At 36.7% G+C, this 22,670-nt stretch carries 23 protein-coding genes; 3 read left to right on the top strand and 20 right to left on the bottom strand.

Annotated elements, in window-relative coordinates; genetic code table 11:
• Positions 1 to 714, bottom strand: a complete 714-nt coding sequence (gene yycF / locus VK91_RS19525; protein WP_036077923.1) for a response regulator YycF — start codon at positions 712 to 714, stop codon at positions 1 to 3.
• A gap of 214 nt (positions 715 to 928) precedes the next feature.
• Positions 929 to 2,389, bottom strand: coding sequence for a peptidoglycan DD-metalloendopeptidase family protein (locus VK91_RS19520; RefSeq protein ID WP_048395242.1), 1,461 nt, complete (start codon positions 2,387 to 2,389; stop codon positions 929 to 931).
• 323 nt (positions 2,390 to 2,712) lie between these two features.
• Here VK91_RS19520 and VK91_RS19515 point away from each other — a divergent pair, with 323 nt between their 5' ends.
• On the top strand, positions 2,713 to 3,630 hold the full coding sequence (locus VK91_RS19515; protein ID WP_048395239.1) for a YitT family protein: 918 nt from the start codon (positions 2,713 to 2,715) through the stop codon (positions 3,628 to 3,630).
• Positions 3,631 to 3,674: 44 nt separating this feature from the next.
• Here VK91_RS19515 and VK91_RS19510 read toward each other — a convergent pair whose 3' ends face one another.
• The 8 genes from VK91_RS19510 to rpsF all read right to left on the bottom strand — a co-directional run bounded on the left by VK91_RS19510 (position 3,675) and on the right by rpsF (position 11,380).
• Positions 3,675 to 4,964 (bottom strand): adenylosuccinate synthase, encoded by a 1,290-nt coding sequence (locus VK91_RS19510; RefSeq protein WP_048395237.1) that lies wholly within the window; start codon positions 4,962 to 4,964, stop codon positions 3,675 to 3,677.
• 244 nt (positions 4,965 to 5,208) lie between these two features.
• On the bottom strand, positions 5,209 to 6,570 hold the full coding sequence (dnaB, locus tag VK91_RS19505; RefSeq protein ID WP_004233370.1) for a replicative DNA helicase: 1,362 nt from the start codon (positions 6,568 to 6,570) through the stop codon (positions 5,209 to 5,211).
• Between the two features lie 13 nt (positions 6,571 to 6,583).
• Positions 6,584 to 7,030 carry a 50S ribosomal protein L9 gene (gene rplI, locus VK91_RS19500; RefSeq protein ID WP_004233368.1) on the bottom strand — a complete coding sequence of 149 codons (447 nt, stop codon included), beginning with the start codon at positions 7,028 to 7,030 and terminating at the stop codon, positions 6,584 to 6,586.
• On the bottom strand, positions 7,030 to 9,000 hold the full coding sequence (locus VK91_RS19495) for a DHH family phosphoesterase (RefSeq protein WP_004233367.1): 1,971 nt from the start codon (positions 8,998 to 9,000) through the stop codon (positions 7,030 to 7,032). The genes rplI and VK91_RS19495 overlap by 1 nt, the downstream gene beginning before the upstream one ends.
• A gap of 13 nt (positions 9,001 to 9,013) precedes the next feature.
• Positions 9,014 to 9,955: a YybS family protein gene (locus tag VK91_RS19490; RefSeq protein WP_048395235.1), complete on the bottom strand. Its 942-nt coding sequence runs from the start codon at positions 9,953 to 9,955 to the stop codon at positions 9,014 to 9,016.
• A gap of 250 nt (positions 9,956 to 10,205) precedes the next feature.
• Positions 10,206 to 10,442 (bottom strand): 30S ribosomal protein S18, encoded by a 237-nt coding sequence (rpsR, locus tag VK91_RS19485; protein ID WP_004233359.1) that lies wholly within the window; start codon positions 10,440 to 10,442, stop codon positions 10,206 to 10,208.
• Positions 10,443 to 10,482: 40 nt separating this feature from the next.
• On the bottom strand, positions 10,483 to 11,049 hold the full coding sequence (gene ssb, locus VK91_RS19480; protein WP_048395233.1) for a single-stranded DNA-binding protein: 567 nt from the start codon (positions 11,047 to 11,049) through the stop codon (positions 10,483 to 10,485).
• A 43-nt stretch (positions 11,050 to 11,092) separates the two neighbouring features.
• Complete coding sequence (gene rpsF / locus VK91_RS19475; RefSeq protein WP_016992320.1) at positions 11,093 to 11,380, bottom strand: 30S ribosomal protein S6; 288 nt, start codon at positions 11,378 to 11,380, stop codon at positions 11,093 to 11,095.
• Between the two features lie 176 nt (positions 11,381 to 11,556).
• Between rpsF and VK91_RS19470 the strand changes: the two genes are divergently transcribed.
• The gene (locus VK91_RS19470; RefSeq protein WP_048395231.1) at positions 11,557 to 12,126 is read left to right on the top strand and encodes a DUF3267 domain-containing protein; all 570 of its coding nucleotides are present in this window, start codon (positions 11,557 to 11,559) and stop codon (positions 12,124 to 12,126) included.
• Positions 12,127 to 12,193: 67 nt separating this feature from the next.
• On the opposite strand, the gene VK91_RS19465 is transcribed toward VK91_RS19470, so the two are convergent.
• From VK91_RS19465 to VK91_RS19450, 4 genes are all read right to left on the bottom strand, one after another.
• Positions 12,194 to 13,234: an acyl-CoA dehydrogenase gene (locus tag VK91_RS19465; protein WP_048395228.1), complete on the bottom strand. Its 1,041-nt coding sequence runs from the start codon at positions 13,232 to 13,234 to the stop codon at positions 12,194 to 12,196.
• Between the two features lie 85 nt (positions 13,235 to 13,319).
• The gene (ychF, locus tag VK91_RS19460; RefSeq protein WP_016994923.1) at positions 13,320 to 14,420 is read right to left on the bottom strand and encodes a redox-regulated ATPase YchF; all 1,101 of its coding nucleotides are present in this window, start codon (positions 14,418 to 14,420) and stop codon (positions 13,320 to 13,322) included.
• A 97-nt stretch (positions 14,421 to 14,517) separates the two neighbouring features.
• Entirely contained in the window at positions 14,518 to 14,718 is a 201-nt protein-coding gene (locus tag VK91_RS19455) for a DUF951 domain-containing protein (protein ID WP_048395226.1), read from the bottom strand.
• Between the two features lies 1 nt (position 14,719).
• The gene (locus VK91_RS19450) at positions 14,720 to 15,592 is read right to left on the bottom strand and encodes a mechanosensitive ion channel family protein (RefSeq protein ID WP_048395224.1); all 873 of its coding nucleotides are present in this window, start codon (positions 15,590 to 15,592) and stop codon (positions 14,720 to 14,722) included.
• Between the two features lie 91 nt (positions 15,593 to 15,683).
• Between VK91_RS19450 and yyaC the strand changes: the two genes are divergently transcribed.
• Complete coding sequence (yyaC, locus tag VK91_RS19445; protein WP_048395222.1) at positions 15,684 to 16,316, top strand: spore protease YyaC; 633 nt, start codon at positions 15,684 to 15,686, stop codon at positions 16,314 to 16,316.
• Here yyaC and VK91_RS19440 read toward each other — a convergent pair.
• The 6 genes from VK91_RS19440 to mnmG all read right to left on the bottom strand — a co-directional run bounded on the left by VK91_RS19440 (position 16,236) and on the right by mnmG (position 22,657).
• Positions 16,236 to 16,949, bottom strand: coding sequence for a DUF554 domain-containing protein (locus VK91_RS19440; protein WP_048395220.1), 714 nt, complete (start codon positions 16,947 to 16,949; stop codon positions 16,236 to 16,238). The two genes, yyaC and VK91_RS19440, sit on opposite strands and share 81 nt — an antisense overlap.
• 78 nt (positions 16,950 to 17,027) lie before the next feature.
• Positions 17,028 to 17,876, bottom strand: coding sequence for a ParB/RepB/Spo0J family partition protein (locus VK91_RS19435; RefSeq protein ID WP_048395218.1), 849 nt, complete (start codon positions 17,874 to 17,876; stop codon positions 17,028 to 17,030).
• On the bottom strand, positions 17,869 to 18,630 hold the full coding sequence (locus VK91_RS19430; protein WP_048395216.1) for a ParA family protein: 762 nt from the start codon (positions 18,628 to 18,630) through the stop codon (positions 17,869 to 17,871). The genes VK91_RS19435 and VK91_RS19430 overlap by 8 nt, the downstream gene beginning before the upstream one ends.
• A 223-nt stretch (positions 18,631 to 18,853) precedes the next feature.
• Entirely contained in the window at positions 18,854 to 19,753 is a 900-nt protein-coding gene (gene noc / locus VK91_RS19425) for a nucleoid occlusion protein (RefSeq protein WP_048395215.1), read from the bottom strand.
• Positions 19,754 to 19,932: 179 nt separating this feature from the next.
• Positions 19,933 to 20,649, bottom strand: coding sequence for a 16S rRNA (guanine(527)-N(7))-methyltransferase RsmG (rsmG, locus tag VK91_RS19420; RefSeq protein WP_048395213.1), 717 nt, complete (start codon positions 20,647 to 20,649; stop codon positions 19,933 to 19,935).
• Between the two features lie 115 nt (positions 20,650 to 20,764).
• A complete protein-coding gene (mnmG, locus tag VK91_RS19415) occupies positions 20,765 to 22,657 on the bottom strand; it encodes a tRNA uridine-5-carboxymethylaminomethyl(34) synthesis enzyme MnmG (protein ID WP_048395211.1) in 1,893 nt (630 codons plus the stop codon).
• Positions 22,658 to 22,670 lie beyond the last annotated feature (13 nt).

Below are 22,670 nucleotides of genomic sequence, written 5' to 3'. Positions count from 1 at the left end.
TTACTCCTGTTCAGGATTTCGTAAATAATAACCTACACCACGTCGTGTGACAATCCAAGCGGGATGACTAGGATTATCCTCAATTTTTTCACGTAAACGGCGAATTGTTACATCAACAGTTCGTACATCACCAAAGTAATCATAGCCCCATACTGTTTGTAGGAGGTGCTCCCGTGTCATTACTTGTCCAATATGTTTCCCTAAATAATGAAGTAACTCAAATTCTCGATGTGTCAATTCAATTGCTTCATCACGCTTCATTACTAAATAAGCATCTGGTTGAATAACAAGCGAACCTACGACAATCTCATTCGACTCTTCCTCAGCCTCTTCTGCTGCTGGAGCGACTACTTGTAAACGGCGCATATTGGCCTTTACACGTGCAATCAGCTCTCTTGTACTAAATGGCTTTGTGACATAATCATCTGCACCCATCTCTAATCCTAATACTTTATCAATTTCAGAGCCTTTAGCTGTTAGCATAATAATCGGAAAATCATATTTTTTACGTACTTCTCTACAAACTTCCATCCCATCACGCTTTGGCAGCATAATATCTAAAAGCATTAAATCTGGTTGCTCTTCCTCTACTTTCTTTAATGCCTCATCACCATCATAAGCACAAATAACTTTATAGCCTTCTTTTATTAAATTAAATTGCAAAATATCTGCGATTGGTTTCTCATCATCAACAACTAAAATTGTTTTATTCATACATACTCTCCCTTTCGCTTCTTATCTATTCTTAAACAATGTGTATTTGTAAATTCACTACTCTTAACTCTATCATGCTTTCGGATTCTATGCATTAATCGATATTCAATCCCTCTAATACTGTGACAAAAAGCGATGTAATTCAACAATTATTTCTCGGGAAATAATAGAAAAAGACAGTCCATTATTCGGACTGCCTTCTATTCAACATGTTTTATCGGCCTACATAAGATAACGGATTTTCTAATGAACCGTTCTTTTCAACTTCAAAGTGCAAATGTGTACCTGTCGAATTTCCAGTGGAACCCATAATACCAATCACAGAACCTTTTTCCACTACTTGTCCGACTTCAACATTAATTGAAGATAAATGTCCATAAAGTGTTGTAAAACCATTATTGTGATTAATAACAATACGATTACCATAGGTGCCAGAAGTGCCAGCAGCAACAACTACACCATTATCAGCAGCTAAAATATTATAGTTACTTGGTCGAGCGATATCAATACCACGATGGAAGGCTCCCCAACGTTCACCCATACCACTTGAAATATAGCCCCCGACTGCTGGCCATGCAAATTCTCCAGTTCCACGTGAAGAAATAACCTTTGTACCAACTACTTCAATTTCATCTACTGGCTGTTGAAGTATTTTTTCCTCTAAGGCAACTTTTGATGTCTGTGTACCATTTTCAGATGTTAATGCATAAGTTGTTTCTTTTTTTCCATTAACACCTTCTTGCTTGATGACCTTTTCACCTTTATACATTGTAGGATCTTCTTCAATTACTTTTTTAAACGGAATGACTTCCGCTACTTTCTTTTCCTTTTTTACTTCAAGTGTCACAAATGGCTTTGCCACAGTAACATTTAATTCTTGTCCAATTTGTAAAACTGTATCTACTGTGATATCCGGATTTAGAGCTAGTAGTTCACTTGTTGTTAAATTATGTTTTTTAGCAACTGACCCTAACACGTCTCCTGATTCAATTTTATATGTTTCTTGCTCAAGATAGCCTGTCATTAAAAACTTCACGGCTTGCTCAGGTGATAATATATCAGTGGGTGTCACTTTTTGTGATAACCCTGAAACTCCTTGTTTAAAGGAAACATTTAGAAGTCTAGCCTCACCATCTTTTAATTCTGGTAGATTATTGCTAGCTTGGCGTTTTGATAAGTTATCTAATTCTTGCTGAGAAACATATTGTAGCTTTAACATTTGAACAGTTTTCTCATAAGCTTCCGTATTCTTTAGTGATACTACTGGTTTATGATTTACTAATAATGTAAAGGCATCTGATTTGGCCACTAAAGATTGCTTAAGCTTTGATAATGTTTCTGTATCTTTTGTTTCATTTGTAAATACTTGTTCTGGGATTATTTTAACAGCTGAGCTAGCATCAATGGATAAACCTTTGAATTGCTGACTTGCCACTTTTTCTTTTGATGCAATTATTTCTTGAATTGCTTTCTCATCAGATACTGCACCAATATATTCATTCCCCACATAGACGTGGTAAATTTTATTTAAGTTTTCTTTGTTATATTCCTTAGCAAATCCCATGTTAATCGTTAGGCTTGTCATTAAAACTACAATGATTGAAGCCTTTTTAAAAGAAGAAAAATTGTAGGTGAATCTATTGTTTTCTTCTTTTCTTTTCCAAAACGAATTCATCAATAAAGCCCCTTCCAACTTTACCCTACTGTAGGATGATTTACCCACAAGGATTTTTTGCACCCCTATAATGTACCATAAAGAAAATGACGTTTGAACGATTTCACTCTTTTGTAATGTAAATGTATTATTTATCTACTTATTGTTACATAGAATATATTTTATATAGTTTATAAATACTGTAATTTTATTCATATATTGGTTCTTAAAATTCAATTTAACTATCATTTGTATACTATTCTCAAATTTTTTCAAGTGAATTTTGACTTAATACTTTTTACTTTTTTAATATTCCGATAAAATATATATAGAAGGTACACTATTTGATTGGAGCGATTAAATTGAGTGATTCACAAACCTCTGAGATCACAACAAAAGTGTTGAGACCTCAGAAAAATAGCATGCGTAAAGTTTTTGCAAGAATTATTATGGTTTCGCTAGGCGCGATTATAATGGCATTGGGCTTGGAACTGTTTTTAGTACCCAACCACATTATGGATGGTGGCATCGTAGGTGTTTCCATTATCACATCTCATTTATTAAAATTACCCCTTGGTATTTTCATCTTCATTTTAAACTTACCTTTTATTTTTTTAGGCTATAAACAAATTGGTAAAACCTTTGCATTGTCCACAGGTCTAGGTATTACCGTACTCTCATTTTCAACACTCGCCTTACATAATATCCATCCATTTACGGAAGACACATTATTGGCAACAGTCTTTGGAGGAATGATTTTAGGAGTTGGTGTCGGAATTGTCATTCGTTATGGAGGTTCATTGGATGGAACTGAAATATTAGCTATTTTAGCTAATAGCAAAACACCTTTTTCAGTTGGAGAAATCATCATGTTCTTCAATATCATTATTTTTACGGTGGCAGGATTTATTTTTAATTGGGAGCAAGCCATGTACTCCATCATTGCATACTATATTGCTTATAAAATGATTGATATTGTTATTCAAGGATTGGAAGAATCTAAATCGGTTTATATCATAAGTGATGACATTGATGAAATTGGACAAACGATTATGGATCGACTTGGTCGTGGTGTTACTTTCCTTCACGGAGAGGGAGCTTATACGGGGAATGACAAGAAAGTCATATTTACCGTTATTACTCGTTTAGAAGAATCTAAATTGAAAACAATCGTCGCTGAAATAGATGACAATGCTTTTCTAGCCATCGGTAATATCGCTGAGGTAAAAGGTGGTCGCTTTAAGAAGAAAGATATTCACTAAAAGAGGGCATGCCACATTTGGCACGCCCTTTTCATTTTATTTTATTATGCTTCCCAAACGTCCACTAACACGTTTGTTTGCTCACGTGCAGGTCCAACAGAGAAAGTAGCAATTTGAATGCCCGTTAGTTCGCTGATACGCTCCACATAGCGGCGTGCATTTTCAGGTAGCTCTTCTAAAGTTCTGCAGCTTGTTACATCCTCTGACCAGCCTGGAAGCTCTTCATAAATCGGCTCACATTGTTCAATAATATGAAGGTTTGCTGGATACTCTGTGATTGTTTCACCTTTATAGTTATAGGCTGTACAAATTTTTACTGTTTCTAAGCCCGATAAAACATCGATAGAGTTAAGAGCAAGATGAGTAATGCCACTTACACGGCGTGAGTGACGAACAACGACTGTGTCGAACCAGCCTACACGACGTGGACGACCTGTTGTTGTACCATATTCGCGACCAACCTCACGAATTTGTTGACCTACTTCATCGAACAACTCCGTTGGGAATGGCCCATCTCCTACTCGAGATGTATAGGCCTTAGATACACCAATAACGCTTGTTACGCGTGATGGCCCAACACCTGCACCAATTGCTACTCCCCCAGCAACAGGATTTGAAGATGTTACATATGGATACGTACCTTGATCGACATCAAGTAAAATTCCTTGTGCACCTTCGAATAGCACTTTACCGCCCTCATCAAGGACATCGTTCAAAATTTTAGACGTGTCCGTAACATACTTAGCAATTTCTTGTCCGTAACCATAGTATTCCTCGAAAATTTCTTCGAATGTTACGCCTTCAACTTCATAGAATTTCTCAAATAACTTATTTTTAATGGCTAAATTATGACGTAGTTTTTCCTCAAAGATTTCCTTATCAAGTAAGTCAGCCATACGGATCCCAATACGTGCTACTTTATCTTGATAACAAGGTCCAATACCTTTACAAGTTGTGCCGATTTTATTGTCTCCACGACTTTCTTCATCCGCAATATCTTGTTTAATATGATAAGGCAAAATCACATGTGCACGATTAGAAATACGTAGATTATCTGTATTAATACCACGCACTTGTAAACCTTTAAGCTCTGTTACTAATGATTTTGGATTCACAACTAATCCATTACCAATTACTGAAGTTTTATCTTTATAGAAGATCCCTGATGGAATTAAATGTAATTTATAAGTTTCACCATCAATTTTAATGGTATGTCCTGCATTATCTCCACCGGCAAAACGAGCGATGGCATCGGCTTTGTGCGAAAGGAAATCTGTAATTTTACCTTTTCCTTCGTCTCCCCACTGTGTTCCTACAACTACTACTGATGTCATAATCAGCACCTCCGTTAGATACCTTTGTATCTCAATTTTCAAGCCTCAATTATTGTAACAATGATAGAAACAACTCGTCAATAAAAAATAGCGAAAAAACACGAACATAAAATCAAAAAATCTGATTCAACGTTCGTGTTTAATAACAGAATGGTATGAATATTATCGAACATTCAGATTAATTTAATCTAAGGGAAATATTTCATTACTAATAGGCAACTTATCTGAATGACGAGTAACTTGACTAATCACGTGGCGGTGGAGGTGGCATTTGTGACCAATCCACATTAATGAATTTATTGAATTCTTTTTTAAAGGCCAATGTAACAGTTCCTGTTGGACCATTACGTTGTTTCGCAATGATAATTTCGATCATATTTTTATTCTCAGATTCTTTATCGTAATAATCATCACGGTATAAAAACGCAACAATATCAGCATCTTGCTCAATACTTCCCGATTCACGTAAGTCACTCATCATTGGCCGTTTATCTTGTCGTTGCTCAACACCACGAGATAACTGTGATAACGCAATAACAGGTACCTTTAATTCTCGGGCTAATCCCTTTAAAGAACGGGAAATCTCTGATACCTCTTGCTGACGGTTTTCTCCTGGCTTGCCGCTCCCCTGAATCAACTGTAAATAATCAATTAAGATCATTCCTAGTCCATTCTCCTGAGCTAAACGACGACATTTTGCACGGATTTCATTGATACGTACACCTGGAGTATCATCAATAAAAATCCCTGAATTCGATAAACTACCCATTGCCATAGTTAGTTTACCCCAATCTTCTGTAGTTAAAGCACCTGTACGTAAAACTTGTGCATCTATATTTCCTTCTGCACAAAGCATACGCATGACCAGTTGCTCTGCACCCATCTCTAAAGAAAAGATTGCAACATTTTCACGAGCTTGTACAGCAACACTTTGCGCAACATTCAATGCAAAGGCTGTTTTCCCTACAGATGGACGAGCAGCAACAATGATTAAATCGTTGCGTTGAAAGCCTGCAGTAATGTTATCTAAATCACGGAAGCCAGTCGGGATACCCGTTACTTCTCCCTTTTGTGATTGCAGTTGCTCAATATTATCGAAAGTTTCCACTAGCACATCTTTAACATGCTTAAAGTCACCTGCATTCTTTCGATTGGCAACCTCCATCATTTTCTTCTCTGCCTCGCCTAATAATGCCTCTACTTCGTCTTCACGGGTATAGCCGTCCTCGACAATTTTCGTAGCCACTCGAATCAATCGACGTAAGAGGGCCTTTTCCTCAACGATTTTGGCATAATGAGCGACATTGGCAGCTGTAGGGACAGCATTGGCGAGCTCTAGTAAATAAGAAAGCCCGCCAACGTCCTCAATCTCTTTTTTAGCTGATAATTCTTCTGTAACTGTTACAACATCTATCGCTTTTCCTTGATCACTCAAGCGCAACATCGTTTCGAAAATTTTCTTATGGGCATTTAAATAAAAATCATCTGCCAATAAAATTTCTGATGCTGTTATTAATGCCTGTGGCTCAAGGAAGATAGCACCGATAACCGATTGCTCCGCCTCCCGGTTATGCGGTGGAACGCGGTCCATCATCGGTTCACTCATGGATTGTCGCTCCTTATTCTTCCGTTACATGTACTTTTAACGTTGCTGATACTTCATGATGTAGTTTTACAGGAACATTTGTAAAGCCAAGTGAACGAATCCCATCAGGTAAAGTCATTTTACGTTTGTCAATTTTAATGCCGTGCACTTTTTGTAATGCATCAGCAATTTGCTTTGTAGATACTGAGCCAAATAAGCGGCCACCATCACCTGATTTTGCTTTTAGCTCAACTGTTAGTGCTTCTACTTTTTCCTTTAATGCTTGTGCTTCAGCTAATTCGGCAGCAGCATTTTTGGCCTCTAATTTCTTTTGCCCCTCTATTTGGCTTAAAGCTTGCGCATTTGCTTCCGCTGCATAGCCATTCTTGATTAAGAAATTTTGTGCATAGCCATCAGCTACGTTTTTAATTTCACCTTTTTTTCCTTTTCCTTTAACGTCTTTTAAAAATACTACTTTCATTAGTCAGAACTCCCTTCAAAGACCTCATTTATGGCCTCTTCTAAATGTTTTTTCACACCATCGATGGATTTAGCATCTATTTGGCAGGCAGCATTCGTTAAATGTCCACCGCCGCCAAGCCTCTCCATAATTAGCTGTACATTGACCTCGCCAAGTGATCGTGCACTTATACCAATTTTGCCATCTGCCCGATGTGCAATGACAAAGGATGCACTAACATCCTTCATCGTTAGTAATATATCGGCTGTTTGCGCAATTAAGACAGAGTCATACACTTTTGATTCCTCACCTACAGCAACAGCTACTCCTGGTTTTACGAACTTAACTGTTTGCACAATTTTGGAGCGCTCTATATATGTGTCCACGTCCTCCTTCAAGAGACGTTGGACCAATACTGTATCGGCACCATTTGTTCGTAAGTAAGAAGCTGCTTCAAATGTACGTGCTCCTGTTCGAAGTGTAAAGCTTTTGGTATCAACGATAATACCCGCTAGTAATGCAGTAGCTTCTAGCATATTAATTTTTGCACGCTTCGGCTGATATTCTAGTAACTCTGTCACTAGCTCTGCTGTGGATGACGCATATGGCTCCATATAAACGAGTGTAGGATTTTCGATAAAGTCCTCACTTCGACGATGATGGTCGATTACAACCACCTTTTCAGCTAATTTCAATAGGTGTGCATCAATTACTAAATTCGGCTTATGTGTATCAACAATAACGAGCAACGATTTCTCAGTCATTTTACCAGCGGCTTCCTCTGGTGTAAGGAAATTTTCATAGAAATCTGATTTACTCTCTATTTCATTCATTAATCGTGTAACGCTACCATTTAATTCATCAAAATTGATAATGACATAACCCTTTACATCATTCATTTGTGCCATTTTCCGTACACCTACAGAAGCACCAATGGAGTCCATGTCAGGATTTTTATGTCCCATAACAAACACTTGGTCACTGTCTTGAATTAAATCGCGTAATGCATGTGAAATAACGCGCGCTCTAACACGTGTACGTTTTTCGACTGGATTTGTTTTTCCACCATAGAATTTAAGTTTTCCAGTAGGTTGCTTTATCGCTACTTGGTCTCCGCCCCGTCCTAATACAAGATCAAGACTGGATTGTGCCAACTCACCAAGCTCCACTAATGAGGATGATCCAGCTCCTACACCAATACTTAATGTTAATGATAAATTCTTTTGAGCTGTTTTTTCTCGAATGGTATCTAATATAGCAAATTTTTTCTTTTCTAGCTCCGTTAAAATGGATTCATTTAAGACTGCTAAGAAACGATCTGATGATATTCGTTTGACAAATACACCATGCTCTGCAGCCCATTCATTGACAATTGAAGTAACCATTGTGTTGGTTAAACTACGTGGTTGATCGTCCATGGCTTGCGTGATTTCATCGTAATTATCGACAAACAATATAGCGATTACTGTACGGTCTGCATAGTATTGCTTTTCAATGGCAATCTGTTCAGTTATATCAAAGAAATACAGTAGTCGTTCCTCTTTTTTATAATAAACACGATATTTCCGATCACGTAGTGTAATCGTCGCCTCATTAGTCTCCTCGGTCTTCATTAATACATAGATGTCATCAGATATATTTACAATACCTTCTCCAACTAATGATTCCATATTTAAAATGCCTTGCATATATGGATTAGACCATTCGATTTCATACTGCTCATTAACCAGCAGTATCCCAATTGGCATTTCAAGCAGTGCCTCTTCCCCTACTTTTTTCATACGGAAGGAGATAGATTCAATGTGCTTTTCTGTTTCCTCAAAAGCTATCTTCTCTACTTTCCATGTGTAGGCCATCAGTAAAACAAAACCTACACCATAACCGATACCTATCCCGATATTCCAAATACATAGAAGCACGAACGTCACAGTTCCAAATATGGAAAGAACAAAAAGCGGATAGCGAATTGGTCGTTTTCTAAATGTCCCCATTACAATCAGCCCCTTATTCTTTAGTCTTCCCCTTTACAAGTGAACGTACGTCAAAACCTAAATCAACAATACCGAGTAAGATCATAAAGGATGATAATGGAATTGCTAATAAAGTTGCTACCCATTTAACTCCATTTGGCATCCCCTTTTTAGAGATAAAATAATGGATAAAAGATATTCCTTGTAAAATCAGTAACAACCATAAAATATAAGAAACATTTAATACAATAATATCTAGCGTAGAGCCAGCCTCAGGACGCATGAATAAATTAATACATAAAATGATCATGTAATACCATAAAATAGAGCGTGGTAATCTCATATTTTGGAATGGAGCAAATTTTGGAACATCTACCCCTAGTCGTTTTAGAGCTGGTAAATTGACTGTAATGATAATAAATGCAGCAAAAAATGCTGAGATTGTTATCGTTGCAGGCATAGTCAGTTCAATTGTTTTAAACATTGCCTCAAGCTGCTCTGGATTAATGGCTACTTGGCCTGTTACATTCTTCGCAAATTCATTAGATTGCTCATAATTTTTACGTGCCATCTCTAAACTCATGCTTATGAAGTCAATCCCTGAAAGCTTTACATAAGCAACATAAACAATTGCCATCGAAAGGAGATTAGCAATCCCCGTTGACATAAATAAATAAAGCTTACTCTTCTTCAAATAAATGGCGTTACCCATAACGACACCTACTAGCCCTAAAATAAAGGCAAATGGCAGCATGGATATTCCACTCGTTATAGTGGTTAGGATACAGCCTACTATTGCTACGAGTATTGATGTGGAACGCTTGTAATTTGCGCTATACCAAGCAATCGGTAGTGGAGCGAATAATAAAGCTACTATAAAGATGAATGGTACATATGCAGAAATTAGCATCAAAATTGTAAAAAGTGCAACCATCATTGAGCCTTGTACAAGCGCTTTTGTTTGATTATTCGGCATTGAAAACCTTCCTTTTTTTCAGTCAAACTTACTACCCTTTATTGTACCATTTTTTCATAGTATTGAACAAAAATCACTTAGATCACTATGTACATTGTCATTATTTTTTCAATTTTAATTCGAACTTTTACCTAACTAGTTGATAATTTTCCTTTTAACCATAACAAAAAACCAGCATACCCGATACGAATATCGTAATATGCTGGTAGTTAAAATTGATGTAAGGTCAGTTACCTTAACGTCATCAATCTTATTTATCTTCTGCTACGAATGGAAGTAATCCCATGATACGAGATACTTTGATAGCTGAAGTTAATTTACGTTGGTACTTTGCACTTGTGCCAGTTACGCGACGTGGTAAAATTTTACCGCGCTCAGAGATGAATTTTTTTAATAAATCTACATCTTTGTAGTCGATGTGCGTAATATTGTTTGAAGTGAAGTAGCAAACTTTACGGCGTTTGCGGCCTCCGCGACGTGGTGCCATAGTGTGTCTCCTCCTTATCTTTTTTTATCATTTAGAAGCATTAGAATGGAAGATCATCCTCAGATACTTCTATTGGCCCTTTGCTATTCGCAAATGGATCCTCATCTACACGTGTATAATTCGGCTGATTCATAGGTGGTTGATTTTGCTGATACGAATCGCCGCCATAGGAACCCTGCCCTGGCATAGCGCCACCAAACTGTTGTTGTGGTTGACCACCGCCATATGACGGTTGGTTATTACCGTAAGTTTGTCCACCATATTGAGGAGCAGGAGCACCGCTACCATTACGGGGTTCTAAAAACTGTACGCTATCCGCCACGACATCTGTTGTGTATACTCGCTTACCATCTTGTCCTTCATAACTGCCTGTCTGGATACGACCTTCTACCCCAATTAAACTTCCTTTTCGCATGAAGTTCGCTAGGTTTTCAGCCTGTTTACGCCAAGCAACACAGCTAATGAAATCAGCTTCGCGTTCACCTTGTTGATTTGAGAATGCACGGTTTACAGCTACTGTAAATCTTGTAGACGCAACTCCATTCGGTGTATAACGTAGCTCAGGATCTTTTGTTAGTCTTCCAACTAATACGACACGGTTAATCATCAGAATACAACCTCCTTTTCAGCGTTTTGTAAAAAATTAATTATTAAGCTTCTTCGCGAACTGCAATGTGGCGAATGATGTCTTCGCTGATGTTAGCAAGACGTGTATACTCGTTGATTGCATCTGAAGTAGCGTTTACTTTTACGATTTGGTAGTAACCTTCGCGGAAGTCTTGAATTTCATAAGCTAAGCGGCGTTTGCCCCACTCTTTTGATTCGATGACTTCTGCACCGTTAGAAGTTAACATTTCGTTGAAACGTTCAACTAAAGCTTTCTTCGCTTCGTCTTCAATGTTCGGACGTACGATGTACATTAATTCGTATTTTCTCATCTGTTTACACCTCCTTATGGACTTAGGCTCTCCTAATTAAGGGAGCAAGGAGCAAGTAATTAATTATTACTCACATCAATGAATTGTAACATATAGGTACATGTCTTTCAAGTCACAAACTAATAATTCGTTATATAATGGCAGTATATTTCATTATCTATGAAAGGAGTGCCTTCATGTTAACCAACGATAAGGAGCCTATCGTTATCGAATTAGATTTAAAGAAGTTAATGATCGACAATTTTGTGATTACAAGTGGTCTTGTCATATTATTTATTGCCATTCAATATATTTGCTTTAAAGATTTCCATTTTTCTTTTTGGAAGATGATTGGTGGCACAGCACTATTTGTTGTGCTGTATATAATTTTTATTATCCTACACGAGGCTTTTCATTTAATTGGCTTTATGATTTTTGGCAGAGTTCCCTTTAAAGCTTTAAAATATGGCATAAATTTAGAGCAAGGTATTGCCTATGCAACTACTGAGCAACCTCTCCCCAACCATGCTATGAAAAAAGCTTTATTACTGCCATTCTGGACGACTGGAGTACTTCCAACCATTGTTGGGTTTTATCTTAACAGTACTGTTTTAATATTGATAGGGGCGGTGTTAATAGCTGGAGCTGTAGGCGATTTTGCCATGTATAAAGAGCTACGTAAATATCCACGTAATGCTATCGTACAGGATGATTCTAAATTACCAAAGCTGTATGTTTATCTATTGCAGGAAAAGGATCATCATTAAAATAAGACTACATAATTAAATAGAATCTGTAGATTAGAAATGAACAACTACAGATTCTATTTATACTTTAAGGAGTTAAAAATCCATGCTGGGCTGCTGTATATAAATTTCTCCAAATACGGTTAATCGTAGATGTTTCTGTAATAGCATCCATACCAAGACAGCGTATTAAATTATTCGCTATCTCTAAGCAAGCAGCAGCTATATCCTTAGCCAATTGAGTAAATTGTGATAATTCCTCTTCCGTTAATTGTTCACCTTTTTGATGCTGTTGCCAAAAGACAGATAATGTTGCATAAAACTGTTCCTCGCATTGCTTGAAACGTTTATGCTGCTGCATCCATAAAAATTGGAAGGCTCCAATTCGCTCAGTTCTGCTTCCATCATGATTTCGTTGCTTCATTAAAGCAAAAGCTTCTTCTAAAAAATTCTCTGTCATCCCAAGACAAACGCCTAAAAAAGAAGCCTCTGCAAAAGTGGTAAATGGAAAGCTATGTACTGAATTGCCATAATCATTTCTGATGACCCCTAATTGAAAAGTAGCTTCCTGTGGTACCCAAACATTGTTTACACGGATTGTATGACTAGCTGTTGCCTTTAAACCCATTGCAGACCAATCATTCAAAATTTCTACATCATGTGGATTTACTGAGCAGCTAATAATTTTTTCGGTTTTGATACCATCTTCTTCAATTAAACAATTCATCGTAAATGTTGATGCATAATTAGAACCACTACAATACTTCCATTGCCCTGTTACATAATAGCCTCCAATTGTTTTTACAGCTATCCCTGTTGGATATCCACTACCTGCTATAACTGCTTCTTTAGGAGAATAGATTTTTTCACAAATTTCCTTACTGAATGTTGGAATAAATGCGTTTCCACCTGTACCAATAGTAATGAGCCATCCAAAATTGCCATCAAGTGCAGACATCTGTTGAAATATCTTTACACCTTCTATTAAATTTAAATCCATACCACCTAATTCTCTTGGAGTGAACAATTTGAATAATCGTTGTTCATAAATATAATCTAAGACATCTTGTGGTAGCATCCCCAGTTGCTCAAACTCTAAACCACGTTCCTTAATTTGCACAGGATTCATTCATAAGTCGCCTCCATACATTAAAAATTCTGATAACTAAGCAATCGAAAAAGGGCAACCATTTTAGATTGCCCTTGTAAGTTTTTTATACATTAAAGCGGAATAACATAATATCGCCATCTTGTACTTCATATTCTTTACCTTCAAGACGTACTTTACCAGCTTCCTTAGCCGCTGCTTGCGAACCTGCCTCAAGAAGATCATCATATGCCACTGTTTCTGCACGAATAAAGCCGCGCTCAAAGTCAGTATGAATAATACCTGCACATTGAGGTGCCTTCATTCCTTTACGGAACGTCCAGGCACGTACCTCTTGTACACCTGCAGTGAAGTAAGTAGCTAGTCCTAATAAGTCATAAGAAGTACGAATTAGTTGATCTAAACCAGATTCTTTAATTCCTAATTCTTCTAAGAACATAGCTTTTTCTTCATCATCTAACTCAGAAATTTCTTCTTCGATTTTTGCACAAATAGTAATGACCTGTGCACCTTCAGCGGATGCATATTCACGTACTTTTTTCACATACTCGTTGTTGTCTGCATCTGCTACTTCATCTTCTGAAACGTTTGCTACATAAAGCATTGGTTTTATTGTTAGCAGATGAAGACCTTTAATTACCTTCAATTCATCATCTGATAGCTCAGCTGCTCTAGCTGGTTTACCGTTTTCTAGTTGCTCTTTAATTTTTAGAAGCACTGGCTCTTCTATCATAGCCTCTTTATCTTTTTGTTTCGCCATTTTGCTAACTCGTTGTAAACGTTTATCCACAGATTCTAAGTCAGCTAGTGCAAGCTCTAGATTAATAACTTCAATATCGTCAATTGGATCTACTGCACCAGAAACGTGAGTAATGTTTTCGTCTACAAAACAACGTACTACCTGACAAATTGCGTCTACTTCACGAATATGAGCTAGGAACTTATTTCCTAATCCTTCACCCTTGGAAGCACCTTTAACAATTCCAGCGATATCTGTAAATTCAAATGCAGTTGGCACAGTTTTTTTCGGTACCACTAATTCTGTTAATTTATCTAAACGTGCATCAGGTACTTCAACTATACCAACGTTTGGATCAATCGTTGCGAATGGATAGTTTGCAGCCAATGCGCCCGCTTTTGTTATTGCGTTAAATAATGTTGATTTTCCAACGTTAGGTAAACCAACGATTCCAGCTGTTAATGCCATGGATGGACACAACCTTTCTATACTCAGTTCAAATTTTCTCTCTTATAACCTTATCTATTATATTGATTCACCCAGAAAAAGTCTAATATGCCTGATGTTACGACTCTTCCGCAGAAAATAAAACCTTTTTCATTTTTTTCTCAAATTCACGACGTGGAATCATGACACTATGCTGACATCCTTCGCATTTGATACGTACATCCGCCCCCATACGAATAATTTTCCATTTATTAGTACCGCATGGATGTTGTTTTTTCATTTCAACAATATCGTTTAAACCAAATTTTTTTGCCTCCATCTTACACACTTCTCCCCTCATCTTTGCCATAGAACATCATTTTTGGATAGACCATTGGTATATTATTTTCTTCAAAGAGTTTCGTAATATCGCGGCGTATGGTACGTGCTACTCCATATTGTTGCTGCGGTAATGTTTCAGCAGCTATACGAATGGTTACTTCTGTCCCTTTAACATTTTGCACACCTAGAAATACCGGAGCTGCAATTAATTCTTTATGCATCTTAGGCAATGTCTCTAAATACTTATTAATAACCCCTTCTGCTTTCTCAAAATCAGCATCCGTGGCCATTTGTAAATCTATAAAGATTTTGGAGTTGTTAACAGAATAATTGACGACTTCGCCTATGGCACCATTGGGAATGATGAACTGTTCACCAGTAGCACCATTAATTTTTGTTGTACGTAAGCCAATTTCTACAACTGTACCTTCTGCAGCATTTATTTTTATATAATCCCCTACACCAAACTGGTCTTCAAAAATAATAAAGAATCCAGTAATAACATCCTTTACTAAGCTTTGAGCACCAAAACCTATTGCTAAACCAACAATTCCTGCACCCGCTAATAAACCTGCTACCTTTATATTTAAGGAAGAAAGTATACCAATGATTGCAGAGAAATAAACGACATAGGAAATCACGCTTTGTAATAATCTTGAAATTGTTCGTTGGCGTCGCTCTGAGTGGCTCAATGGTGAACGCATACGGATTAAAAACACCTTTTTAATAAATTTTTTACCTAATCTTACAGCGATCCACGATACTAATAGAATGAGCAAAATTTCTATAGATGCATCAATAACCTTTTCCCAAAGATCCTCAGATGTGAGCTTGTCCCAGTATTTTTCCATTAACTTTTTATTCTTTTCCATCATTACCACCTCTTGAATAACTTGCTAAAAATTTGCGTATACTGCATAAAAATTGAACACTTCTAAAAATAAAAAGAAAGTGAGTTTTTTTATGAATACTATACCAAATTTGTTACTACCTTATTCCCTTCATCATGAGAGTAAAAATGCTGTTTGGCAATTAAGTACATTATTTTTAGAACATATACCGTTTCATCATGAAAGACTAATTTTTTGTTGTATTGGCAGTGACCGATGTACGGGTGATACACTTGGTCCATTAACTGGTAGCTTTTTAAAAAAATCTGTTAGCTTTCCTTATGAAATTGTAGGTTCCTTAGAAGACCCTTTACATGCTCTAAACCTAGATTCTACAATGCAACAGCTACACAATCATACTACAAAACCATTCATTATTGCGATTGATGCCTGTCTCGGCAGTGAGCAAAATGTTGGTCATATTTCAGTTCAAAGTGGACCCATTTTCCCTGGAAAAGCTGTAAAAAAAGAATTACCCCCAATTGGAGACATTTCCGTGAAAGGAATCGTCAATATTGGAGGCTTTATGGAAATGCTTGTTTTACAAAATACCAGACTTCATATCTCTTATGCAATGGCTGAAAAGCTTTCAAGAGCATTATTACTGGCTGCTCATCGTTATTCACTAAAAAATGTAGAAGATAGCCACCATAATACCAACAATGACGATACCTGGAAGCAAGTTAGCAGCTTTGATCTTAGCTAAGCCTGCAATGTTTAACCCTATTGCCATAATCATAACCCCGCCAACAGCCGTCATTTCTGTAATGAACATTTGTAGTGCGGCATCAGGGATAAAGGAACTTATAACACCTGCAAAAAGAGCTATTAATCCTTGATAAACAAAGACAGGTACAGCGGATAGCATTACACCTATACCTAATGTCGAGGCTAGAATAATGGATGTAAATCCATCTATTAATCCTTTAGTAATGAGTACATTATGATCATTACGAAGACCACTATCAAGAGCACCTATAACAGCCATTGATCCTACAACAAAAATTAGTGAGGCAGTTACAAAGCCCTCTGCTATGCTAATTTGATTTTGGTCATCCCGTTTTGTACGAAATAAACTCTCTACCCATTTACCTAGACGATTCATTTGTTTATCTAAATCTAACCACTCACCTATTACTGTACCTACCACTAAACTTACTACCAATATAATAAAATTATCACTTTCAAAGCCCATTTTTATCCCTAATAATGTGACGGCTAAACCAATAATAGAAAGAACCGTAGATTTCATAGATTCAGGAAGATTTTTAAAAATGCGCCCTACTAATGCTCCTACTATAATTAACACAGCATTTATTAATGCCCCTAGTAATACCACACTTAAGCCTTCTTTCTCTCTAAAAAATAGAGAGCGCCTATTTGCTTGGCGCTCTGATTAAGTTATAGAAATATTATTTTATTCTTCTTGTATGTTTAATATTTCCAATATTCGTTCTAAATCATCTTCAGAATAAAATTCAATTTCTATTTTCCCTTTATTGCTTGTTTTCTTTATTTGAACATTTGTTCCAAAGTAGTCTCGTAATTGTGACTCCTTTGCAGTTACAAAGATATCTTTTTTCTTAGGAGGGATTGTTTCACGTGAAACTTCTTCATTTAAGTTTTGCACTAATAATTCAACTTGACGTACGTTCAATCCTAAATTTATTACCTTATTAGCCACTTCTGATATTCTTCTTTTATTTTTTAAGCCGAGTAATGCTCGTCCCTGCCCCATCGATAGAGTTCCATCATTCATCAATTTACGTACATCTTCTGGTAATGCCAGTAGCCGAACGTGATTGGCAATATGTGGTCTACTTTTTCCTAATCGCTTCGATAACTCTTCCTGAGTTAAATGTAAGTTTTCCATTAAACTCTGATAGGCTTCTGCTTCTTCAATAACAGTTAAATCCTCACGTTGGAGGTTTTCTAAAATAGCAAGCTCCATCATTTGTGCATCTGATAGCTCTTTTATAATGACAGGAATAACTTCGAGGCCAGCTAATAGACAAGCTCTATAACGACGCTCTCCCGCAACAATTTCAAACTTGCGTGCTTTTTTACGCACAGCAATTGGCTGTAAAATTCCATGTTCTTTAATAGAATCAGCTAATTCTTGTAAACTTTCTTCATCGAAAATTTTACGTGGCTGAAATGGGTTCGCAACAATTAAATCTAATTGGATTTCTTCCACTTGACCACTGTGTTCTAAAGACTCTCCTGGAAATAATGCCCCAATACCCTTTCCTAGACCTTTAGCCATTTTTAATCACTTCCCTCGCCATCTCTAAATAAACTTCTGCACCTCTAGATTTTGCATCATAAGTGATGATTGGTTGACCATGACTTGGTGCCTCACTTAATCGCACATTACGGGGGATTATTGTTTTATATACTTTATCTTGGAAATATTTTTTCACTTCCTCAATAACTTGTAAGCCTAAGTTTGTGCGTGCATCTAGCATTGTTAATAAAACGCCATCGATGTAAAGTTGTTGATTCAAATGCTTTTGAACGAGGCGAACTGTTGATAGTAATTGACTTAACCCTTCCAATGCATAATATTCACATTGTACGGGAATAATAAGCGCATCTGAAGCTGTTAACGCATTGATTGTTAAAAGCCCTAAAGATGGTGGACAGTCAATAATTATATAATCGAAATCCTCTTTCACATTTTGTAAAGCATGTTTTAAACGTACTTCTCTGGAAATAGTCGAAACCAATTCAATTTCTGCACCTGCAAGTGAGATTGTTGCTGGCACGATAGATAAATTTTCAACATTTGTTTTTTGAATGACATTTTGAACATCTTCATCATCAATGAGCACATCATAAATACAACCCTGTATTTCTCCTTTATTAATACCAAGTCCACTTGTTGTATTCCCCTGCGGATCAGTATCAATTAAAAGCACTTTCTTACCTAAGTATGCTAGGCAAGCGCTCAAATTGACCGAAGTTGTTGTTTTACCTACGCCACCCTTTTGATTGGCGATTGCTATAATTCTACCCATTTAAAAGCACCTGCTTTCATCTATCAAAGTTTACTTTGACAAATCATTTGTAAAATCACTATTTAATCCGCTATCTAACTTTCATTCTATCAAAAAATTTGAAGAGAGTTGTATAAAATATTAAGAATAAATACAAAAAAGGAGATATCTCTATTAATCTTCTGAGATATCTCCCCTGTACAGTGATAAATTTGATCATAAATTATTTTTCTAAAATAATTTATTACACTTTTTTCTTTTTAGGAATCTTCACTGTAATTTGATAGTATTCTTCTGTATCTTCTTCTTCAGTTTTCACCGTAATCCCACTTTTCGTTACCATCGTTAAAGACTGTTTGATGGTATTCAAAGCAATACGTACATCTTTACTTATAGCTTTACGTTTCGGTTTAGCTTTCTTTGGAATTGATTCTTCCTGCTCATCAACTACAGGATGTAATATAGCCTGGATTTGCTCCTCTAACTGTCGCACATTCCAATCATTTTCAATTGCTAGCTGCAAAATTTCTAGTTGCAATGGTTGATCTTTAATAGCAATTAATGCACGTGCATGTCGTTCAGATATTTTTCGCTTCAAAATAGCTTGCTGTACTTCATCTGGCAGCCTTAATAAACGTAATTTGTTGGCTACAGTGGATTGTCCTTTTCCAAGTCTTTGGGCAAGAGCTTCCTGTGTTAGCTCATGAAGCTCTAATAATTTTTGATAGGCTACCGCTTCTTCAATAGCAGTTAACTCCTCACGCTGCAAGTTCTCTATTAACGCAATAGATGCTGTTTCCTTATCAGTTAAATTACGTACAATAGCAGGGACTTCTGTCCATTGTAGCTTTTTCATCGCTCGATAACGACGCTCACCAGCGATAATTTCATATTGATTGTCTGATGTTTTACGTACAACAATTGGCTGAATCACACCATGTGTATGAATGGTTCTTGATAATTCTTCAATTTTTTCATCATCAAAAATAGTACGTGGCTGAAAACGGTTAGGTACAATTTGATCAATAGGCAACTTTATGACTTCTTCCGCTGCATGAACCGCCTCTGCTTGTTCTACTTCATTTTTCACAATAGGCTCTGTTTTACTTCCGCCTCCAAAAAAACGTGAAAAAGGACTTTTCATCCAAGTGGCACCACCTTTAAGTAACTATCTTGCTCTGTGTCATTCTATTATTATTTATTATATTTCTTTAAATGTATATAGTTCATAGATGTCTTTTGCGTGAACCATCCATAACTAGTATGTATGCTCAAAATAGAAAAAATATTTTCCACTTTGAGAAGTTTCACATGAAACACTAATTATTGAATCGGTGTTTTATTTGGTACACCTGGCTTACGCGGATATTTTTTCGGTGTTCCTTTTATTTTATCAAATATATATAAAATGCGTTCACTTTCTTCAACAGGTAGTTTGAAAGAAAATTCCTCTCTCAGTTTAACACCCAATGTTGTTAAAGCTTTTTTAGCATCCTTTAGTTCTTCTGCCCCAGCTGCGGCTTTTAAAGCAACAAAATATCCATCTTGTTTCGCTAAAGGTACACATAACTCTGCTAGAACGGATAAACGAGCTACAGCACGTGCAGTTACTACATCAAATTGTTCACGGTATTTTAAATTTTGGCCAAACTCTTCCGCTCGAGCATGTACAAAATGCATATTCTCTAATTGTAACTCATCACTTAAATGATTTAAAAAGGTAATTCTTTTATTTAAGGAGTCGACAATTGTAACTTGTAAATGTGGGAAACAGATTTTAATTGGGATACTTGGGAAACCAGCTCCTGCCCCAACATCACAAACAGTTATGACTTTTGAAAAATCAAAGTAAAATGAAGGACTAATCGAATCGAAGAAATGCTTTAAATACACGCCTTCTACATCTGTAATGGCAGTTAAATTCATCTTTTCATTCCACTCAACAAGTAATTCAAAATACTTTTTAAATTGAGCAATCTGTATATCAGAAAGTTCGATACCTTTCTCTTTCAGAGCCTCAATAAATTGTTGTTCGTTCATGTAAAGTCTCCTTTGTTGATCTAGCTATACAACTCCAACTAATAGTATAGCTTTAAAAATAGGAAGCGGGCACAATGGTATGCCCGCCTCTTATTCACTTTACTGTTGTTGATGATCAGCTGCTTACTTTCGCAATTTTACCTTGTTCAATATAAACAAGCAGAATTGAAATATCAGCTGGATTAACACCAGAAATACGAGAGGCTTGCGCAATAGATAGAGGTGTAACTTGTTTTAATTTTTGACGCGCTTCTGTTGCTAAACCTGAAATAGCATCGTAATCAATATTCTCAGGAATTTTTTTGTTTTCCATTTTGTGTAGTTTCTCTACCTGTTGCAATGCTTTTTCGATATAGCCTTCATATTTAAGCTGGATTTCAATTTGTTCTTTCACTTCATCCGCCAATTCGATTTCTGCAGGAATTAAAGAAGAGATTAACTCATAATGCATTTCAGGACGTTTTAATAAGTCTGCACCACGTATACCGTCTTTTAATTCACTACCACCAACAGAACGAATAACAGATTGTGTCGCTTCATTTGGCTTAATAATGACTTCACGAAGACGTGCAATTTCATTTTCAATCAGCTCTTTTTTCTCATTGAAACTAGCATATCTTTCTTGTGGAATCATCCCCATATTGTAAGCTAACTCTACTAATCGTAGATCTGCATTATCATGACGTAATAGTAAACGATATTCTGCACGAGATGTTAATAAACGATATGGCTCATTTGTTCCTTTTGTCACTAGGTCATCGATCAAAACGCCAATATAAGCATCCGAACGGCTCAAAATTAATTCGTCTTTACCTAGTACATTAGCAGCAGCATTCATGCCCGCCATTAAGCCTTGCGCGGCAGCTTCTTCATAGCCAGATGTGCCGTTGATTTGACCCGCTGTATATAAGCCTTTAATACGTTTTGTTTCTAAAGTTGGCCATAGTTGTGTTGGCACAATTGAATCGTATTCAATAGCATAACCAGCGCGCATCATTTCCGCATTCTCTAAGCCAGGTATAGATTTTAGTAAACGTGTTTGAACATGCTCTGGTAGGCTTGTTGACAAACCTTGAACATAAACCTCACGTGTATTGCGGCCTTCTGGCTCTAAGAAGATTTGGTGTCTTGGCTTATCATTAAAACGTACAACTTTATCTTCAATAGATGGGCAATAACGTGGACCTGTCCCTTTAATCATCCCTGAATACATCGGTGAAAGATGTAAATTTGCTTCAATAATTTCATGAGTTTCAGGGCTTGTATATGTTAACCAGCAAGGTAGCTGATCCATGATGAATTCAGTCGTTTCAAAACTAAATGCACGTGGAACATCATCACCTGGTTGAATCTCTGTTTTGTCATAATCTATTGTTCGATTATTCACACGTGGTGGTGTACCTGTTTTAAATCGAACTAGATCAAAACCTAGCTCTTTTAAATTATCAGCTAAGCGAATTGACGGTTGTTGGTTATTAGGACCACTTGAATACTTAATATCACCAATAATGATTTCACCACGTAGGAAAGTACCTGTTGTCACGACAACTGTTTTAGCACGATAAACGGCACCAATTTGTGTAATGACTCCTTTTACTTCCCCATCCTCAATAATCAACTCTTCAACCATCCCTTGATGGATTGTTAAGTTTGGTGTTTCTTCTAATACTCGTTTCATTTCTTGCTGATACAAAACTTTGTCCGCTTGTGCGCGCAATGCACGTACAGCTGGGCCTTTCCCTGTATTCAACATTCGCATTTGAATATGCGTTTTATCTATCACTTTCCCCATGACGCCTCCTAAAGCGTCAATCTCACGTACGACAATTCCTTTGGCAGGACCACCAATAGATGGATTACATGGCATAAATGCAATCATATCTAAATTGATTGTTAGCATTAATGTGTTAGCACCCATTTTAGCTGCGGCATGTGCAGCTTCTGAACCTGCATGACCAGCACCAATCACAATCACATCAAACGTGCCTGCCTCATATTTTGTTGGCATGCTCGTACCTTCC

It is taken from the genome of Lysinibacillus sp. LK3, from assembly GCF_001043675.1.
Classification (GTDB): domain Bacteria; phylum Bacillota; class Bacilli; order Bacillales_A; family Planococcaceae; genus Lysinibacillus; species Lysinibacillus capsici.
Note: the sequence above shows the minus strand (reverse complement) of the source record. Positions and strands in the feature narration are given on the sequence as shown.

What these genes read in the sequence shown, in the direction of transcription:
- VK91_RS19470 (WP_048395231.1), top strand. Translation starts at nt 11,557, where the DNA reads ATGTTAACCAACGATAAGGAGCCTATCGTTATCGAATTAGATTTAAAG.
- rplI (WP_004233368.1), bottom strand. Translation starts at nt 7,030, where the DNA reads ATGAAAGTAGTATTTTTAAAAGACGTTAAAGGAAAAGGAAAAAAAGGT.
- VK91_RS19495 (WP_004233367.1), bottom strand. Translation starts at nt 9,000, where the DNA reads ATGGGGACATTTAGAAAACGACCAATTCGCTATCCGCTTTTTGTTCTT.
- yyaC (WP_048395222.1), top strand. Translation starts at nt 15,684, where the DNA reads ATGAATACTATACCAAATTTGTTACTACCTTATTCCCTTCATCATGAG.
- VK91_RS19465 (WP_048395228.1), bottom strand. Translation starts at nt 13,234, where the DNA reads ATGAATCCTGTGCAAATTAAGGAACGTGGTTTAGAGTTTGAGCAACTG.
- VK91_RS19490 (WP_048395235.1), bottom strand. Translation starts at nt 9,955, where the DNA reads ATGCCGAATAATCAAACAAAAGCGCTTGTACAAGGCTCAATGATGGTT.
- rsmG (WP_048395213.1), bottom strand. Translation starts at nt 20,649, where the DNA reads ATGAACGAACAACAATTTATTGAGGCTCTGAAAGAGAAAGGTATCGAA.
- noc (WP_048395215.1), bottom strand. Translation starts at nt 19,753, where the DNA reads ATGAAAAGTCCTTTTTCACGTTTTTTTGGAGGCGGAAGTAAAACAGAG.
- ssb (WP_048395233.1), bottom strand. Translation starts at nt 11,049, where the DNA reads ATGATTAACCGTGTCGTATTAGTTGGAAGACTAACAAAAGATCCTGAG.
- VK91_RS19520 (WP_048395242.1), bottom strand. Translation starts at nt 2,389, where the DNA reads ATGAATTCGTTTTGGAAAAGAAAAGAAGAAAACAATAGATTCACCTAC.
- VK91_RS19430 (WP_048395216.1), bottom strand. Translation starts at nt 18,630, where the DNA reads ATGGGTAGAATTATAGCAATCGCCAATCAAAAGGGTGGCGTAGGTAAA.
- VK91_RS19510 (WP_048395237.1), bottom strand. Translation starts at nt 4,964, where the DNA reads ATGACATCAGTAGTAGTTGTAGGAACACAGTGGGGAGACGAAGGAAAA.
- VK91_RS19435 (WP_048395218.1), bottom strand. Translation starts at nt 17,876, where the DNA reads ATGGCTAAAGGTCTAGGAAAGGGTATTGGGGCATTATTTCCAGGAGAG.
- dnaB (WP_004233370.1), bottom strand. Translation starts at nt 6,570, where the DNA reads ATGAGTGAACCGATGATGGACCGCGTTCCACCGCATAACCGGGAGGCG.
- rpsR (WP_004233359.1), bottom strand. Translation starts at nt 10,442, where the DNA reads ATGGCACCACGTCGCGGAGGCCGCAAACGCCGTAAAGTTTGCTACTTC.
- ychF (WP_016994923.1), bottom strand. Translation starts at nt 14,420, where the DNA reads ATGGCATTAACAGCTGGAATCGTTGGTTTACCTAACGTTGGAAAATCA.
- VK91_RS19455 (WP_048395226.1), bottom strand. Translation starts at nt 14,718, where the DNA reads ATGGAGGCAAAAAAATTTGGTTTAAACGATATTGTTGAAATGAAAAAA.
- yycF (WP_036077923.1), bottom strand. Translation starts at nt 714, where the DNA reads ATGAATAAAACAATTTTAGTTGTTGATGATGAGAAACCAATCGCAGAT.
- VK91_RS19450 (WP_048395224.1), bottom strand. Translation starts at nt 15,592, where the DNA reads ATGGAAAAGAATAAAAAGTTAATGGAAAAATACTGGGACAAGCTCACA.
- rpsF (WP_016992320.1), bottom strand. Translation starts at nt 11,380, where the DNA reads ATGAGAAAATACGAATTAATGTACATCGTACGTCCGAACATTGAAGAC.
- mnmG (WP_048395211.1), bottom strand. Translation starts at nt 22,657, where the DNA reads ATGCCAACAAAATATGAGGCAGGCACGTTTGATGTGATTGTGATTGGT.